14 protein-coding genes are annotated in these 16,669 nt (G+C 60.9%); 5 read left to right on the forward strand and 9 right to left on the reverse strand.

The window, feature by feature from the left end; genetic code table 11:
• Positions 1 to 194: 194 nt before the first annotated feature.
• Positions 195 to 2,120 (reverse strand): DUF3466 family protein, encoded by a 1,926-nt coding sequence (locus FH061_RS03705; RefSeq protein ID WP_192804889.1) that lies wholly within the window; start codon positions 2,118 to 2,120, stop codon positions 195 to 197.
• 743 nt (positions 2,121 to 2,863) lie between these two features.
• On the opposite strand from FH061_RS03705, the gene lldD reads away from it, so the two are divergent.
• From lldD to FH061_RS03720, 3 genes are all read left to right on the forward strand, one after another.
• The gene (gene lldD, locus FH061_RS03710; RefSeq protein WP_151633137.1) at positions 2,864 to 3,997 is read left to right on the forward strand and encodes an FMN-dependent L-lactate dehydrogenase LldD; all 1,134 of its coding nucleotides are present in this window, start codon (positions 2,864 to 2,866) and stop codon (positions 3,995 to 3,997) included.
• A 152-nt stretch (positions 3,998 to 4,149) separates the two neighbouring features.
• Positions 4,150 to 5,037 (forward strand): glutathione-dependent disulfide-bond oxidoreductase, encoded by an 888-nt coding sequence (gene yghU, locus FH061_RS03715; protein WP_151633139.1) that lies wholly within the window; start codon positions 4,150 to 4,152, stop codon positions 5,035 to 5,037.
• A complete protein-coding gene (locus tag FH061_RS03720) occupies positions 5,034 to 5,666 on the forward strand; it encodes a glutathione S-transferase family protein (RefSeq protein ID WP_151633141.1) in 633 nt (210 codons plus the stop codon). Before yghU ends, FH061_RS03720 begins: the two co-directional genes overlap by 4 nt.
• Before the next feature lie 124 nt (positions 5,667 to 5,790).
• Here FH061_RS03720 and FH061_RS03725 read toward each other — a convergent pair whose 3' ends face one another.
• The 7 genes from FH061_RS03725 to FH061_RS03755 form a co-directional block, all read right to left on the reverse strand.
• Complete coding sequence (locus tag FH061_RS03725) at positions 5,791 to 7,023, reverse strand: beta-ketoacyl-[acyl-carrier-protein] synthase family protein (RefSeq protein ID WP_151633142.1); 1,233 nt, start codon at positions 7,021 to 7,023, stop codon at positions 5,791 to 5,793.
• Entirely contained in the window at positions 7,020 to 7,292 is a 273-nt protein-coding gene (locus FH061_RS03730) for an acyl carrier protein (RefSeq protein ID WP_192804890.1), read from the reverse strand. The genes FH061_RS03725 and FH061_RS03730 overlap by 4 nt, the downstream gene beginning before the upstream one ends.
• 57 nt (positions 7,293 to 7,349) lie before the next feature.
• Positions 7,350 to 8,603, reverse strand: coding sequence for an NAD(P)/FAD-dependent oxidoreductase (locus FH061_RS03735; RefSeq protein ID WP_151633144.1), 1,254 nt, complete (start codon positions 8,601 to 8,603; stop codon positions 7,350 to 7,352).
• The gene (locus FH061_RS03740) at positions 8,603 to 9,313 is read right to left on the reverse strand and encodes a class I SAM-dependent methyltransferase (RefSeq protein WP_225984465.1); all 711 of its coding nucleotides are present in this window, start codon (positions 9,311 to 9,313) and stop codon (positions 8,603 to 8,605) included. Before FH061_RS03740 ends, FH061_RS03735 begins: the two co-directional genes overlap by 1 nt.
• A 13-nt stretch (positions 9,314 to 9,326) precedes the next feature.
• Positions 9,327 to 10,256, reverse strand: coding sequence for a type III polyketide synthase (locus tag FH061_RS03745; protein ID WP_225984466.1), 930 nt, complete (start codon positions 10,254 to 10,256; stop codon positions 9,327 to 9,329).
• A 594-nt stretch (positions 10,257 to 10,850) separates the two neighbouring features.
• Positions 10,851 to 11,534, reverse strand: a complete 684-nt coding sequence (gene msrA, locus FH061_RS03750; RefSeq protein WP_225984467.1) for a peptide-methionine (S)-S-oxide reductase MsrA — start codon at positions 11,532 to 11,534, stop codon at positions 10,851 to 10,853.
• A gap of 126 nt (positions 11,535 to 11,660) precedes the next feature.
• Positions 11,661 to 12,245, reverse strand: a complete 585-nt coding sequence (locus FH061_RS03755) for a diguanylate cyclase (protein ID WP_192804891.1) — start codon at positions 12,243 to 12,245, stop codon at positions 11,661 to 11,663.
• Positions 12,246 to 12,716: 471 nt separating this feature from the next.
• Between FH061_RS03755 and FH061_RS03760 the strand changes: the two genes are divergently transcribed.
• Positions 12,717 to 13,262 (forward strand): hypothetical protein, encoded by a 546-nt coding sequence (locus tag FH061_RS03760; RefSeq protein WP_225984468.1) that lies wholly within the window; start codon positions 12,717 to 12,719, stop codon positions 13,260 to 13,262.
• Positions 13,263 to 13,411: 149 nt separating this feature from the next.
• On the forward strand, positions 13,412 to 14,047 hold the full coding sequence (locus FH061_RS03765) for an SAM-dependent methyltransferase (RefSeq protein ID WP_151633146.1): 636 nt from the start codon (positions 13,412 to 13,414) through the stop codon (positions 14,045 to 14,047).
• A gap of 190 nt (positions 14,048 to 14,237) precedes the next feature.
• Here the strand turns inward: FH061_RS03765 and katG are convergent, their stop codons facing one another.
• Positions 14,238 to 16,427, reverse strand: a complete 2,190-nt coding sequence (gene katG, locus FH061_RS03770) for a catalase/peroxidase HPI (protein WP_151633148.1) — start codon at positions 16,425 to 16,427, stop codon at positions 14,238 to 14,240.
• Positions 16,428 to 16,669: the final 242 nt, after the last annotated feature.

Here is a 16,669-nt window from a genome sequence, read left to right on the forward strand (position 1 = left end):
GATAGAACTCCTGATGAATTGGGGGAAACGCGGTTTCCTGATCCGGAGAGTTGCGAAACCCTGCCGCCGACCACAGAACAATTTGGAAGGATTCCGAAACTGACCCGCAGCGAAAAATGGCCCTGCAATGTTCTACTGCAGGGCCCGTTCCCCATATCGCGGCCGCCGTCTATTCACATGACGGTATAGGTCAATTATTGAACCGGCGCCAGGAGGTAATACTGAGCGAGTCCATCATTATTCCTATCGTAGACCAGAATCTGACCGACATTATTGATTGATACGGCGCCTCTGATTCTTATTCCGGCGGCACTGACAGCGGACAGCGTATTCAAATCAATGGTTCTGCCGGCACTATACAGAAAAGCCCCGTCCGAAACGGAGCTACCGGTATTGACGCTATAGGTCGAGCCGACAACCTGTCCCTGCGCGTTGATTGCAGTGGCCTCCCCCCAGCTGGCTCCAGCGGGTAGCGGAATTTCCCGCATGATGTCATTGGCAATGATGAACGGACGTGGATTGACGATTAATCCATTCTGTTTATTGTTGTACACAGACCCGACAATCTGCCGGTTATCGTTGACGTCGACCGCGGTACTCGAAGTGTAGCCGCTCAGAATTGGATAGGTGGTTTGAACGCCATTTGAATAAAGGTATGCCCGGCTGGTGCCGTCCGGATAATCGGCATCGCCGACGATGAATCCCGTATCGCTGATGGCGTTGGCACGGGTCGCCGTCGAGCGGCCGGTTAGCTGCAGTTCCGATCTCTGTCCGTTCGCATACATGAACGCGTGGGATTTCAGGCCGCCGTCTGTATCTGTATATTCGCTATACCCGACGACCGCTCCTGAGTTGTTGATATCGGCGACTTGCACTGCAACCTTGGCGGGATCAATGCCGATCGGCGTCGGCACCGGAATTTCCGTGGCGCTGCCATCGGCATAGACGAAGCCTCTTGCTGCACCGCGCTGACTGACATCAACATCAAAAATATTGTTACGGCCGATACCCGCGATCTGTCCCGCATTGTTGATTGCGACGCCGCGGGCCGTTTGCCACTGCAATGTCTCGAGATCGACGACCCTGCCGTCCGCATAGGCTATTCCCATTCCGGTTTGTACGCGGCCGCCGCTGTTGTTTGAAATAATATAGTGGCTTACCGCGGTGCCGGAACCATTAAGGTCCTGATAGAAAGTTCCAGGTGACCGGTTGGAACGCGGAACCGGTGTAACAGACCATTGAGAAGGAAGAGCCGCACCGTCATTTTGCACGGTCCACTGCCTGGCAGGCATCGCAATAATTTCTTGGGCATTCGGCTGGCCTGGCGCAACACTGAAGGCACTGATCCTTGCTTCAACCGGACCGTTAGGCAGATTTGCCGTATTGAGCTCCAGGCGTGCATGTGTCTTGTCGGCCGATATCGTGAAGACACCCAACCTTGGCAGATAGCCGCTCGCCGGAAGAAGCTCGACGTTTTCCAGACCCGTACCGCGCACCTCAAGCAAGGTGGTTCCGTCAATAGTGGCTCCATTCGACGGAGCCATTGTCACGGATGCGGTAAAGGTTGACGTTGCTCCATTGCTGAACTGCCAGCGGCGGGGCGGCATGGCAACAATCTCGGTTGCGCCCGGTTGCCCTTCGGCGACGTCATATGCGCTGATCCTTACATCACGAATGCCATCCGTTACCGACCAGCTGTCGAAATCGAGCCATGCGCGCGTCTTGTCGGCGGAAATATTGAACACGCCTAAACGCGGTGCATAGCCGGTGGCGGGCAACAGCTCCACGTTTGCGAGCGAGCTGCCGCGTACTTCCAGTCTGGTGGTACCACTGACTACCGCGTTGTCAGCCGGCGCAGCGGCCAGCGTTGCGGTGAAGGTTCCCGGGGCGGTGCCGCCGGCGTTGCTGATGTTCCAGGTACGGGCAGGCATCGCAACGACTTCCGTCGCGCCCGCCTGGCCGGCGGGGAGATCAAAGGCACTGACCCTGGCATTTATCAGGCCGTTGGGCAGCGTGGTGGAATCCAGGTCGAGCCAGGCTACGGTTCCATCCTCGCTGATACTGAAAACGCCAAGTCTCGGTGCATATCCATTTGCCGGAAGCAATTCAACATTCGCCATCTGTGCGCCGCGTACCTCTATTCTTACCATCCCGCTTACGTTTGCACCCTCTGCAGGAGCCATCGTAACTTGGGAGGAGAACGGTGCTGCCGATGTCTCGCTGGCTGGACGCAACCGGGACGCTGGCCCGGTTTCCGACGTTCCTCCGCCGCCACACGCGCCAAGTGCCGATAACACGCTTAGCGCAAGCAAACTTTTTAAGCTCCTGTGCTTCATTCCTACGCTCCATTCTTAAAGATCAAGATAAATGCAACCAGGGTGGGTGGCTTTTAAAGATGCAGGCATGTCGCCGCAGCCGCCTTCAGATGAACACCCGGACATGGGATTCGGGTGCGAGCACTTGGTTCTGGAACGATGTCTGGCCGGGATATGATCCATCGCAAGTACTTCAGGAATGAATATGAAAACTGGCGAACGGTTAATTCATATCGACTTGGGCGGACGTGTAACAGACCGGCCTCCGCCCTGGTTGGGAAATCAGGTAACGCCTGGCGCACTACCTGTGGAGGCGACATTAATTTTCCCCGATATAATTTTGTCAGCGCTTGCAGGCTGTCCGAATCCGTCAGGCTGGCGGACATCCTCTCTTGCCAGATTACCGGCTGCGCAATTACCAGCTGCGAGGCACGAATCAATTTTTTCTTCATGAAATACACGTCAGCGTGACTTACTTTATGATGGCACGACTCGGTGTCCCGCCGGCCGATGTTGCCAAAAAACCAAAAGCCAAATATCGACAGACCATGATCATTTCTTCCGCCACCGATTATCGTGAAGGCGCGCGTCGCCGCATTCCCCCATTCCTGTTTCATTATCTCGACGGCGGTTCCGGCGCGGAGCAGACGCTGCGTGCCAACATCGAAGACCTGCAGCAAGTGAAATTGCGCCAGCGCGTACTCAAGGGATCGGAGCAGCTCGACCTGTCAACCGAATGGTTCGGCGTGAAATACGATCTTCCCATCGCCCTTGCGCCGATCGGGCTGGCCGGCATGTATGCCCGCCGCGGCGAAGTCCAGGCCGTCCGCGCCGCCGCTGAGCGGAACATACCCTTCATCCAGTCGACCGTTTCCGTGTGCTCGCTCAAGGAAGTGGCCGCCGCGTCCAGCAAGCCGATCTGGTTCCAGCTCTACGTGCTCAAGGACCGCGGCTTCATGCGTGACGTGCTGCAGCGGGCACGCGAAATCGGCGCAAAGACGCTGGTCTTCACGGTGGACATGCCGGTGCCGGGCGCGCGCTATCGCGACGCGCACTCCGGCATGAGCGGACCGAACGCCAGCATCCGCCGCATCCTGCAGGCGATGATGCATCCACGCTGGGCTTACGACGTCGGACTGTTTGGTCGTCCGCATGACCTCGGTAATATCTCGACTTATCGCGGTCGTGCGACCGGACTCGAGGATTACATCGGCTGGCTGGCCAATAACTTCGATCCCGGCATCGGCTGGTCCGATCTGCAATGGATCCGCGACGAGTGGCAAGGCCCGATGGTGATCAAGGGCATACTCGAATCCCAGGATGCGCTCGACGCCAAAGCCTTTGGCGCCGACGGCATCGTCGTCTCCAACCATGGCGGCCGCCAGCTCGACGGCGCGCTGTCTTCCGCGCGCGCGCTCCCTGCCATTGCCGACGCGGTCAAGGGAGATCTCACGATCTTCGCCGACGGCGGGGTGCGCACGGGCACCGACGTCATCCGCATGCTCGGGCTTGGCGCTGACGGTGTGCTGGTCGGCCGCGCCTTCATCTATGCCCTTGCCACCCATGGCGAGGCAGGCGTGCGCAACCTCTTCAAGCTTTTCGAAAAGGACATGCGTACGAACATGGTGCTGACCGGCGTGCGTTCAGTCCGCGAGATCGGACGCGACGTCATCGCGCAATAGGCGCCTGCCAACGGAATGGCTCATGTCGATGGCGCTTCCTTCTGGAATCGGCTTGCCGCCCCGCATCCAGTACCAGTACCAGTGTCCGCCTGATCACGTACACTAAACCACATTCTGCGTTGAAAAATACGCGACGTTATGGAGATCGTCTGATGAGCAGCGAAAAATCGTACACTCCGCCCAAAGTCTGGTCCTGGGACAAGGAAAGCGGCGGCAAGTTTGCCAGCATCAACCGGCCTGTTGCCGGTGCCACGCACGACAAGGAACTGCCAGTGGGACGCCACCCGCTGCAGCTCTATTCACTGGCCACGCCCAACGGCGTCAAGGTAACGGTCATGCTTGAGGAGTTGCTGGCCCTGGGGCACCGCGGCGCCGAGTATGACGCCTGGCTGATTCGCATCAACGATGGAGACCAGTTCGGCAGCGGATTTGTCGAAGTCAACCCCAACTCGAAGATCCCGGCCCTGATGGATCGCAGCGGCGGAACGCCGGTGCGGGTGTTCGAGTCCGGAGCCATCCTGCAGTATCTGGCCGAGAAGTTCGATGCGTTCCTGCCCCATGGCGGGTCCGCGCGCGCCGAATGCCTATCCTGGTTATTCTGGCAAATGGGCAGCGCGCCCTTTCTGGGTGGAGGCTTCGGCCATTTCTATGCGTACGCGCCTGAAAAATTCGAATACCCGATCAACCGCTACGCCATGGAGGTCAAGCGCCAGCTCGACGTGCTGGACCGCCATCTATCGGAGCATCGTTTCCTGGCGGGCGACGACTATACCATCGCCGATATGGCGGTGTGGCCGTGGTATGGCACCCTGGCCAAGGGACAGCTGTACGAGGCCGGCGAATTCCTGAGCGTACATGAGTACCAGCATGTGCTGCGCTGGACCAACGAGATTGCGATGCGCCCGGCCGTACAGCGCGGGCGCAAGGTCAACCGTACCTGGGGCGATCCTTCCAGCCAGCTGCATGAGCGCCACGACGCCAGCGACTTCGACCTCCGGACCCAGGACAAGCTGGATCCTTCGTCCACGGGCAAGCCATGATTACCCTGTACGACTGCGCCACCGCCCCCAGCCCGCGACGCGCCCGCATCTTTCTGGCTGAAAAAGGCGTGCTGCACGACACTGTCCAGATCGACCTCCGCGCCGGCGAACAAATGGGGGAAGCCTACCGCCAGATCAACCCGCAGTGCACGGTGCCCGCGCTGCGCACCGAAGAAGGCATTTTGCTGACGGACAATGCCGCCATCGCTGCCTACCTCGAAGCCCGATACCCCGAGCCGCCGCTGATGGGGCGCACGCCGCAAGACAAAGCGGAGATCGCCAGCTGGCAGTGGCGGGTCGAGTTTGAAGGCTTGATGGCGGTGGCTGATGCCCTGCGCAACAGCAGTCCGGCCATGGTGAACCGCGCATTGCCGGGACCGACGGATTATCCGCAGATTCCGGAGCTGTATCAGCGCGGCCTCGCTCGCGCCCAGCAGTTCTTTGTGACACTCAACGAACGACTCGCCGGGCGCGATTTCATCGCCGCAGACCAGTTCAGCATCGCGGATATCACGGCGGTGGTGACCTTCGACTTTGCGCGGGTGATCCGGCTCAAACCTGGAGAAGACCTGCCGCATCTGCTGCGATGGCGCGCGGCGATGGGTGAGCGACCGTCCATGGCCCGCTGAACTGCACAAGCGGCGAGCGGAGTGGCCAACACTGCACTGCGCCCGGTCCGGCATTACGCGACATTACGCAACATTACGCGGCGTAACGAATAGTGCAGCCGCCTCGCGTATCCACGCCTGGCGCCTACAGCGGCCTGCGCGCCAGCAAGACCGCGTTGGTGCCGCCGAAGGCAAATGAGTTGGACATCACGGTATGGATGGAAGGGCAATCCCTGGCGGCATTGGGCACATAGTCAAGGTCACATTCCGGATCCGCAACCTTCAGGTTCGCGGTCGGCGGGACAGTCCTGGTTTGCAGCGTCAGCACGGCGATGGCAAACTCCAGTGCGCCTGCCGCTCCGAGCAGATGTCCGTGCATTGACTTGGTGGAGCTGACGGGAATGCGCATCGCATGTTGTCCGAAGACTTCCTTGATCGCGGCGGTTTCCACAGCATCGTTGGCAAGAGTCCCGGTGCCGTGGGCGTTGATGTAGTCGACCGAGGCGGCATCGGTCCCCGCCGATTCCAGTGCGAGTCGCATTGCCAGTGCTTGTCCCTTGACGCTCGGATGCGTCAAGTGGGCGACATCGGTCGTCAGCCCATACCCCACTATTTCCGCCAAGATGTTTGCCTGCCGCGCCTTTGCCGCTTCCCATTCCTCAAGCACGAGAATGGCTGCGCCTTCGCCCAGCACCATGCCGCTCCTGTTCCTGGAAAAAGGCTTGCAGGAAGCGCCCGGATCCTGCGGGTCTTCCGTGGCGACTGTCCGCATGGCTTCCCATGCCTTCATCGGACCCAGCCAGAGCGAGGCTTCGCTGCCGCCGGCGATCATGATATCGACCGCTCCGGAACGGATGCGCTGCGCCGCCTCCCCGATTGCGACCGTCGACGATGAACAGGCGGTGGTAAACGTCAGGTTCGGCCCCGTAATGCCATATTCCAGCCCGATCCAGGAAGCTGCCGCGTTGTTCATTGCCAGAAGCACGCTGAATGGCTTGATGCGGTCGGACTGCTCGCCGTAGAGCGTGCGATAGCCTTCGTCGGCGGTGTGGGCGCCACCCATGCCGGTGCCGAGGAAGACGCCGGTGCGGGAGGGATCGAAGTCGTCGCCGGAAAGCCCGGCCTGCGCCATCGCCTGGTGGCTGGCAGCCAGCGCGAACTGGGTAACGCGGTCCATCATGCGCAGCTTGGGGCCGTCGGCCACGCAAGCCGGGTCGAAGTTTGCCGGGGCCGCAATGCGGTTGGCCAAGCGCCTGTACTCCTCCGCCTCGAGCCGCTGAATGCCGGAACGCGCCGCGGCCAGGCTGGCCATCAGTTCCGCGGTCGAATTCCCCAGCGGGGAAACCACGCCAATGCCCGTCACGGCGACACGCCTCATGTGCGTGCCTGGCCCGGGTTTGCCGCCGCGGCCGCGGGCGGCGGCGTGACGACGTTTTGCACGTAAGCGATGACGTCTCCGACGGTGACCAGTTCGACCTGCTCCGAAGGAAAACGCACGCCGAACTCGTCCTCGATCTTGAACACCAGTTCCATCACTCCCAGCGAATCGACGCCCAGTTCATCGAGCCTCGCTTCCGGCACCAGCTTCTCCGCGGGGAGCTTGTAGTCCTTCACCAGGATTTCGGTCAGACGCTCGACGATGTTCATGTTTTCTCTCCGGCTGTTCATTATCGGTATTTAACTTAGTCGCATTGCATGCGGCCCCTATTGATATCCAACAATCCGGTTTGCCTCCATGCGCGGACCCGGACGGACTTTGCCGCTCCAGCGCGCGAACCGTTCCAGGAGCGCCGGATAGCGCTGCAGGAGGGGAAGCACGCCGCCGCAAAGTGCGGGCCGCATCGCCGCATGGGCGAACACCGCGGCGAGACGGATGCGGCCGGCGAAATGGCGCCGCCATGCTCGCGCATATTCGATCTGCAGCGCGGCCTGCCATTGCGCATCCGCGGCATGCCGCCTGTGCGGCCCGAGCATGTCTGCCAGCAGGATCGCCGACTGGATTGCCATGCTCATGCCTTCACCGATGATCGGATGGGTTTCACCTGCCGCATTGCCAACCAGGAATGCGTGTTGCATGTGTTGCCCGGCATGCTGTCCGATGCGGATGCCCGGCCTGATCGGGCCGGTGGCGATCCATTTCCTTTCCTGCGCGGCGCCGGCCAGCATGTCGCGCACCGCGCCGCAGTGGGCGATGACCCAGTTCGCGGCAGCTTCCTGGGGGCCGCACCCGGGATGCCGGAGCCTGGCCTTTTCCAGCGTCTCGCGGCGCATGCAGAAGGCCAGCGTGACGGCGCCATGATCGGTAACCACCATGCCGCCATACCCGCCAGGAAACGAGAGCACCGGCAGCACGCCCTGGTCCAGGCGCGCACCGGTGAAGTCGGCCTTGAAGGCGAGCAGGTCGGAGGGCGAGCGGGAGCGCTGATCCTTTCCGGATCCATACTGCAGCGGCTGCCAGGAACCGTGCGCGTCAATCAGCACCGGCGCGGCCAGCGTGCGCTTTTCCGACGCGCCGACGGCACGGATATGGCAGCGGAATTGGCCTGCGCCGCCTTCCACCCTGCCGGCAGTCCAGGGCTGGAAAATTGTTGCGCCGCTTTGCCGCGCCTGTTCGAGCAGCAGCGTGTCGAGATGCTCGCGCCGCAGGGCCGCGCCCCATGGATGCGCCGGGTCGGCATACGGCGGCAGCGATGCCCGGACCATGCGGTCGCCGCACACGAACGCCACCTGGCGCAGCGGCGGACCAATCAGCGGCAACAGCCCGTCGCCGATGCCGAGCGCTTCGAGCAGCGGGAGATTGCTCGCGGCGATGCATCCGCCGCACACTTTCTCTCTCGGAAAACCATCCTTGTCAACGATAGCCACCCGCCATCCCGCATTGGCCAGCAGGATGGCCGAGGTGCTGCCCGCCGGCCCGGCACCGATGACGATGGCATCGAAGGTGTGTTCCATCGGCATCAACGCTTGCGCCGCGCGACGAACAAATGACTGAACAGGCCGGCATGCCGCTCGTTCAACTCCCAGTCCGATGCCGCCGCGGGCCACAATTCCGACAATTCCCTGCCATCGAAACCCGCCCTGACGCTGAGCACCGCATCGGTGCGGGTGACTTCGTTCGCGCCGAGCAGTCCCACCATGCGGCTTGCCAGCAGCGCCAGGCGGGCGCGCCTCGGCTCGCAGGCGACAAGCATGTCCGCGCGCTTGCTGACCGCATCGAACAGCTGGCCGATTTGCCCGCTGTTGAAGTGATGGATGAACAGGTTGGCCAGCGCGATATCGAATCGCTGCTCCGCCGCCTGATCGACCCAGTCCTCGATATCCGCCTGCAGCGTCTCGACCGTCCACCCTGTCCTGGCGAAGCCTTCGCGCGTCTCGGGGGCGACCAGGTCCTTGCAGTCGAGGAGCACGACATGCACCCGCGGCCAGCGGGAAGACAGCTGCCGGGCGAGCCGAAGCATCAGTTCGCCGTCGCCTGCGCCGAATTCAATGATGCGTTCGGGCGCGGCCGGAGCTGCCGCCAGTGCGCGGGCAAGAATGCCGGCGCTTCCCATGATCCGGTTGATCAGCCTGAGGTCGCGGCGGGAGCGCACCGCGCGCGGGTCGTGTTCGTCGAGGTCGTCCAGGATTTCGGCTGACAGCAGCCTTGGCAGGGCGGGTTTCATCAGCATGGCCGGCGCGCTCCTAAGCCACCTTGAGCAAGGCGCCGTGGCAGCTCATGCCGGCGCCGAACGACGAGAGCCACCATGCGCCCGGGTCGGAATGATTGCGCAGGGCCTCCTTCATCACGAAATACACCGAGGCGCTGCTCAGGTTGCCGTAGTCGCGCAGGACCGCCGCGCTGTAGCGCAAGTCCTGCCGGTCCAAGCCTATCTGTGTTTCAATCGCCTGCAGCACGTCCCTTCCGCCGGGATGCATGATCCAGGTGCTGATGTCGCTGCGGCTCAAGTCCATGCGGCGCAGCGCCGTGTCCAGTACCTGCTCCGCGTAATGCGCGGCGAGACGCGGCACCTGGCGGGTCAGGATATTGCGCAGCAGGCCATCGCGTTCTTCAAACTTCAGGGCGTCGCGCTCCTCGGTGGCGATCAGCGACTCGGCATGCGTCCATTCGATTCTCCGCAGGTGCTCCTGCGGGCGGCGGGACAGGACCATGGCGCCAGCGCCGTCGCCGAACAGGCAGGCACTGATCAATACGCCCGGATCCTCGTCGAGATACATCGCGGCGCTGCAAACCTCCACGCATACCGACAGCACATGGTTGCATTGGCCAGCCGCCAGCAGCGCGCTCGACAGGCGCATATTCGGCAATGCCGCGGCGCAGCCCTGCCCGACAAGGTCGAAGGCCTGCACGTTGGAGCGCAACCCCAGGGCTTCGATCACATAGCCGCTGAGGCCGGGGCAAAGATAGCCGGTGCAGGTGCTGACCACGACTGCGTCAATGCTGGACGGATGCAGGCCGGACAGCTCGATGGCGCCCAGGCCGGCGCGCTGCGCGAGTTGCGGGGCATTGGTCAGGAACCTCGCATGCAAGGCATTCGGTTCTATATCGAACACTTCGTCCAGCGAGTCCAGAGCAAGATGGCGTGTTTCAATGCCGTTGTCGCGCAAAAGCACGGCTTGTGCAACGGCATGCGCGCGCGGTCCCAGGCGGTTGAACCAGTCGGATCGCCGAAACGCCTCCCAGCACTCAAGCTTTGAATAGCGATGCCGGGGTACAGCCGTTTCAATTCCGCTGATAAACATTTTTATTTATTGAGTGTCGAACATGGTTGTTCATCAAAATGGAACTGCCGATCGCCTTGGCAGGCAATGGGCAGCCATTACGTGGGCCGTACTCCATCCGGCATGAAGCCGGTATCGCCGGAACATCATTCTTGATCGGGGAATTCAAGCAACTGCATTTAACAAACCGCCAACTTCGTTTGCACTGTCATTCGCCGATATCCGCCGATAATGTTTCATTTGTTAATTAATGAAAATCGGACAATCCTGTACCCAGATGGTTCTGCCTGCCTTATGCATTTGAAGGCATGAGGCGAGACCGATGCACGCAACATTGAAATGAGGAGCGAATCCGGCGCTGCGACGACAAGCCCCTGTCTCCCGCTCCTGAGCAATACTGCCGTCGTAGTACAAAGGCCGCCGACGCTGCAAACGGTGTCATCCAGCTTCGTCCTGAAGCCTTGTCCATCGACATGCGCATCGGACTTAACGGGCTGCCGATGGCAGCTCCAAAGGAGCCGGACAACTCACCCCGGTTCCCTTCAGCCCGCAATAGCCGCCAGGGTTCTTCGCCAGATATTGCTGGTGCTCATCCTCTGCGTAGTAAAAAGGCGGAGCGGGATGGCAGAGCTGCGTCGTGATCGCGCCGAGGCCGGCTTGGGAAAGCTGCGTCTGAAAGCGCGCCATGCTCGCCGCCGCGGCCTCGTATTGGCCAGGCGTGGTGCAGTAGACTGCGGACCGATATTGCGTACCCATGTCATTACCCTGGCGCATGCCCTGGGTCGGATCATGGTTCTCCCAGAAAACGTTCAGTAACTTCTCGAAAGAACAAATAGCGGGATCGTAGACAACGAGTGCCACTTCGGCATGGCCGGTCTGCCCTGAACAGACTTCGCGATATGTCGGGTTCGGCGTGAATCCGCCGGCATAGCCGACTGCGGTCGTAAAGACTCCCGGCTCCGACCAGAAGAGCCGTTCCACTCCCCAAAAGCAACCCATGCCGAAATAAACAGACAAGCTGCCTTCGGGGAAATTGCCGGACATTTGGCGGCCAAGAACAAAGTGGACGTCATGCAGCGGGAGCGGTGTAACACGTCCCGGCAAAGCGTCCTGCGCTTGCGGCATGCGCTGCTTGAATGCGCCGATGCCGGACAGGAATTTCTTGAACATTGAGTGGGCTCCATGAAATCGGATTGAGCGACTGACCAGCGGATAGCGCCAGTACAGTCACCATTGTGCAAGTGTAAGCGCCGTGCACGCAGCGTCGCTCCTTCGCGGCGGGACCGGAGGCCGGCTTCATGCATCTTGCCCGCGCCGGCTCAACACCACGCGCCGCCTGCCCAAGGCGCTATAGCATCGCCACAATTCTTCCATATATGGCAAGGCGATCATGAGACCGGTACTTGCCAGGACAATTGCAAGATAGGACGGCGGAAGCGGGTCCTGCTTCAACTGGAACTGGAATATGGCCGTGCCGTTCATCGAGATCAGTGCGATGAACTGGTCCCAGTGCAAGAAGACAAGCAGCACGAGCATCATCAGCGGAAGCAGTTCCTGGAAGCTATGAATGATTTGCTCGCCCGGAAGAATGTTTCGCTTGTCGGCCGCATAACGCAGATCCCACAGGACGGTCGCCTCGTGTGCGAGAAATCCCAGAATCATCAAGGCGAGAACCAGCGCATTGATTTCCAGTAACAGCCCCATCAGCATCGGTATGCCTATCTCGCCCAGCATCAGGAAATGCAGCAGCGATTCCTTGATGCCGGAAGTCTCGCTGATCTTCGTGAGGCGATGGAACAGCCAGTCGCCGAAGCCGACGACTATCCACAAGGGAATGAAAAAATAAAGAATGGAGTTGACCATCAAGTCTGGCAACGTCATTACACCTCCGTGGCTACTAGAGCGGTTTCACCTTGACCGTCCTGTCGAGGCCGGACAGATTGGCATTGGCCCTGCGTCGCGACTCCTTGCCATGGCCGGGCCATGTCACGTCATCACGCCTTGTCCCAGCGGCAATTCGCCTCGGCCTCGGCCTCGACTGAGCCGGTCAGGACGAAAACGCTCTAAATGCCGCAACAACAAAAATTGGAGGCCAATTGATTTGACAAGTTCTGTCCGGGAAGCATGCCGTGACAATGAATACCAATCGCAAGTCATGAGGCCGGGATGGCAGATCAGGAATCCATAGCGTAGCCATGCATGACCAGGCAGTGCGGGCAGTCGGAAAAAGGCGCGATCTCATGACCAGTCTCCGGTTCGCACAACAGCGGGCACTTTGAAGACAAGACTAATCAGTGGGCGTTGCGGCGCCAGCGGTTATCATGTTCGCAGCTTGGTAAATCGGAGACGGATGTGAAACCATGGAGCAAACTCCAGCGCGAGGTCAGCAAACTTTTTGCCGAGGGGCTGCGTTTGCAGATCCAGTGCCGCGCGTACCGCATGGCATCGGCCAGCGGCACGACCGACCTGCCCCGTTACTGGTGCACGCTGGGCAAGGACGTGATCTGGGATTACCCGCGTGACTTTGGCGAGAACGCCACGTATTACCCTTACGAAACGGATGTGTCGTCGATATCGAGTTTATTGCGCGAGTACATCGACATGCCCACCGACCAGCTGCTCAGCTTCGCTTTCGCCGACCGCTGGCAGATCGTAGACATCCTGCTCGCGGCGGACAGGCGTATCGGAAAGCGCCGCCTTCCGGAACTCAAGGCCAGACTCACCCACCCCGGCGCCATAGCGATTGCAGCAACGCGCTGGGGCCGGGAGTGGGAAGACGCAGTACCGGCGCTTGAGCCGGCCAGCCCACCGCTTCCGCCGCTTCCCGAGGCTGCGCCGGGGTTGGCCGACGCGCCGATCGCAACCGACAGCAGCCTTCTTCGCGGACTGAACTCGTAGCGTACCCTGATGCTGCGCCCTTCTCGCCGCCGGCCTGCTTCGGTCATGGCGCTGTATCGATGCAGAAAATGGCCGCAGCCAGTCCGATTCGCGACCCGATGCGCCAGCGGCTTGCTGTATCATCCCATTCCCGAAAACGAAAGCCGCGCATGCTCATCATCACCATCAAACAAGGCAAGGAAAAAGGCTTGCTTTCCGGCGACCCGTGGATTTACGTCTCCGCCATCGAAAAGGTCGAGGGCAAGCCGCAGGAGCGCAATAAGCCGGGCGCCACGGCAATCGTGCAGTCGTCGGCTCGGCAATTCCTGGCCCGCGCGGCCTATAACGCCAAATCGCAAATCGCCGCCCGCGTCTGGACCCTGCGCGAGGATGAGCCGGTCGACCACGCGATGATAAAGCGGCGCGTACAGGCCGGCGTGCTTCTCCGCGCTGATGCGATGCGCAGCGCCGATCCGCAGGCGCTGGTGCAGCTGATCGATGGCGAAAAGGACGGCTTGCCTGGTCTCCTGGTGCACAGCTATGGCGGCATCGCGGGTTATCTGGTTTGCCAGTTCAATGCCGGCGGCGTCGACCTGTGGAAGGTGCCTGTCGTGCAGGCGCTCCTTCATGCCACGGGCTGCCGCAACGTCTACGAACGCTGCGATCCGCTGTTGCGCAGGGGCGAAGGACTGCCCGTCGCGCCACGCGCGCTGGCGGGCGACGAACCTCCTCAGCGGCTGATGGTGCGCGAGGGCGGCCGCCTGTTACCGATGGATATTCGCACCGGCTTCACCTATCCGCGCTGAGAAGCGCGCTGGGTTTGCACGCCAAGGATACATGCAAGCGGCAGGCCGCATTTGGATAGACGCTCTTCATCCACTGCCAGGGTCATTGCAGTAACAGTGATGGCGTTACGGGCACAAGACGATCAGGAAGCCAAAAAATAAAAAGGGTTGCCGACTGGCGCCGGCAACCCTTTAGTTCACACACAGCGTATCAAGCAGCGGTGGCGTATTTCAGATCAAAGCGGTCCAGGTTCATCACCTTGGTCCAGGCTGCCACGAAGTCCTGCACGAAATGCGCTTCGCCGTCTCGTGCTGCATACACTTCCGATAACGCGCGCAACTGCGCATTGGAGCCGAAGATCAGGTCGGCAAGGGTTGCCGTCCAGCGCCGCTCTCCGGTGCTGCGGTCGGTGCCTTCGAATACGCCGGGCGATCCTTCCACCTTCTTCCAGGCGGTACGCATGTCGAGCAGATTGACGAAGAAATCCGGCGTAAGCGTACCGGGACGCTTCGTAAAGACGCCATGCTGCACGTTGTTGGCATTGGCGCCAAGCGCGCGCATGCCGCCCACCAATACGGTCATTTCCGGCGCCGTCAAGGTCAACAGGCTGGCCTTGTCGATCATGCCGCTGGCGACGTGATCTTCGCCCCCCTTGCGAATATAGTTGCGGAAGCCGTCAATGGCCGGCTCCAGTACCTCGAATGAATTGACGTCCGTCTGCTCCAGCGAAGCGTCCGTGCGGCCCGGGGTAAAAGGCACGGTGATCTGATGACCGGCCTTCTGCGCAGCCGCTTCCACCGCGGCACATCCGCCCAGCACGATCAGGTCGGCCAGCGAGATTTTTTTGCCGCCGGAAGCCGAGGCGTTGAATTGATTCTGGATGCCTTCCAGCCTGGAAAGCACGTTCGCCAGTTCGGCCGGCTCATTGGCTTCCCAGTCTTTTTGCGGAGCCAGGCGCACGCGGGCACCATTGGCGCCGCCGCGCAGATCGCTGGCGCGGAAGGTGGAAGCCGATGCCCACGCAGTCTTGACGAGTTGCGCGATGCTCAACCCGGAATCCAGCACGTTCTTTTTCAGCGCGGCGATCTCCGCATCATTGACCAGCGGATGGTCCACCGCTGGCACCGGATCCTGCCACAGCAGATCTTCTTGCGGCACCAGGGGGCCGAGGTAGCGCACCTTCGGTCCCATGTCGCGATGCGTCAGCTTGAACCAGGCGCGGGCAAAGGCATCCGCAAATTCCTCCGGGTTCGCCATGAAGTGACGGGAAATTTTTTCATAGGCTGGATCGACGCGCAGTGCCATGTCTGCGGTACTCATCATCGGCTGGTGCAGCTTGCCGGGAATGTGCGCATCGGGCACGTTGCGTCCGGCGTCGCCCCTGGGTTTCCACTGGTGAGCGCCGGCCGGGCTCTTGGTCAGTTCCCATTCATGGCCGAACAGGGTTTCGAAATAGCTCATATCCCACTTGGTGGGAGTCGGTGTCCAGGCGCCTTCCAGTCCGCTGGTGATTGTGTGGGCGCCGATACCGGTCTCGTAGGTGCTTTTCCAGCCGAAGCCAAGCTCTTCTATGTTTGCGCCTTCCGGTTCGGTGCTGACGTGATGAGCCGGCCCCGCGCCATGGCATTTGCCGAAGGTATGGCCGCCGGCAACCAGCGCGACCGTCTCGTAGTCGTCCATCGCCATGCGGCCGAAGGTATCGCGGATGTCGCGCGCCGATTTGGCCGGATCGGGATTGCCGTTCGGGCCTTCCGGATTGACGTAGATGAGGCCCATCTGCACGGCCGCCAGCGGCTTGGCCAGTTCGCGTTCGCCGCTGTAGCGTTCATCGCCCAGCCAGGTCGACTCCGGACCCCAGTCCACCGGTGTCGGTTCCCACACGTCCTCGCGGCCGCCGCCGAAGCCGAAGGTCTGGAAACCCATCGATTCCAGTGCCACGTTGCCGGCCAGGATCATCAGGTCGGCCCAGGACAACTGTTTGCCGTATTTCTGCTTGATGGGCCACAGCAGGCGACGTGCCTTGTCGAGATTGCCGTTGTCGGGCCAGCTGTTCAATGGGGCGAAACGCTGCTCGCCCGAACGGGCGCCGCCCCGGCCGTCAAAGATGCGATAGGTGCCGGCGGAGTGCCAGGCCATGCGGATGAAGAAGGGGCCGTAATGGCCGTAGTCCGCGGGCCACCAGTCCTGTGAATCGGTCATCAGTGCGCGCAGATCGGCAATGACGGCGTTCAGATCCAGTTTTTGGAACTCCGCTTTGTAATCAAAATCCTCCAGCATGGGATCGCCCAGCTTCCCATGCTGGTGCAGCATGGCGAGGTTCAACTGATCAGGCCACCAATGCGCATTTGTACGGGTCGGTTTCTTTTGATGTGCGACTGGACACTTTGCTTCCTCGGACATGGGCTGCTCCTCTGTTAATTTTGGGTGGTAACGGAAGCAGTCTAAGGCGCGATAAAGCAATTGGGAAACAAATTGAAATTATGCTTCTAATAGCTATTTTCTATTTCTGGCATGGTTTCTCGCAAGATAGGTCCTGCTGCGGCCGGGACTCCTCACCTTCGCGATGTCGTTTTTCCCTTGCCATATGAGGCACATATACGGCACAGGCGGGATTATCGACCGCCATCCTTATTCGTTTTCGC

Source organism: Noviherbaspirillum aerium, from assembly GCF_008929045.1.
GTDB lineage: Bacteria > Pseudomonadota > Gammaproteobacteria > Burkholderiales > Burkholderiaceae_D > Noviherbaspirillum > Noviherbaspirillum aerium.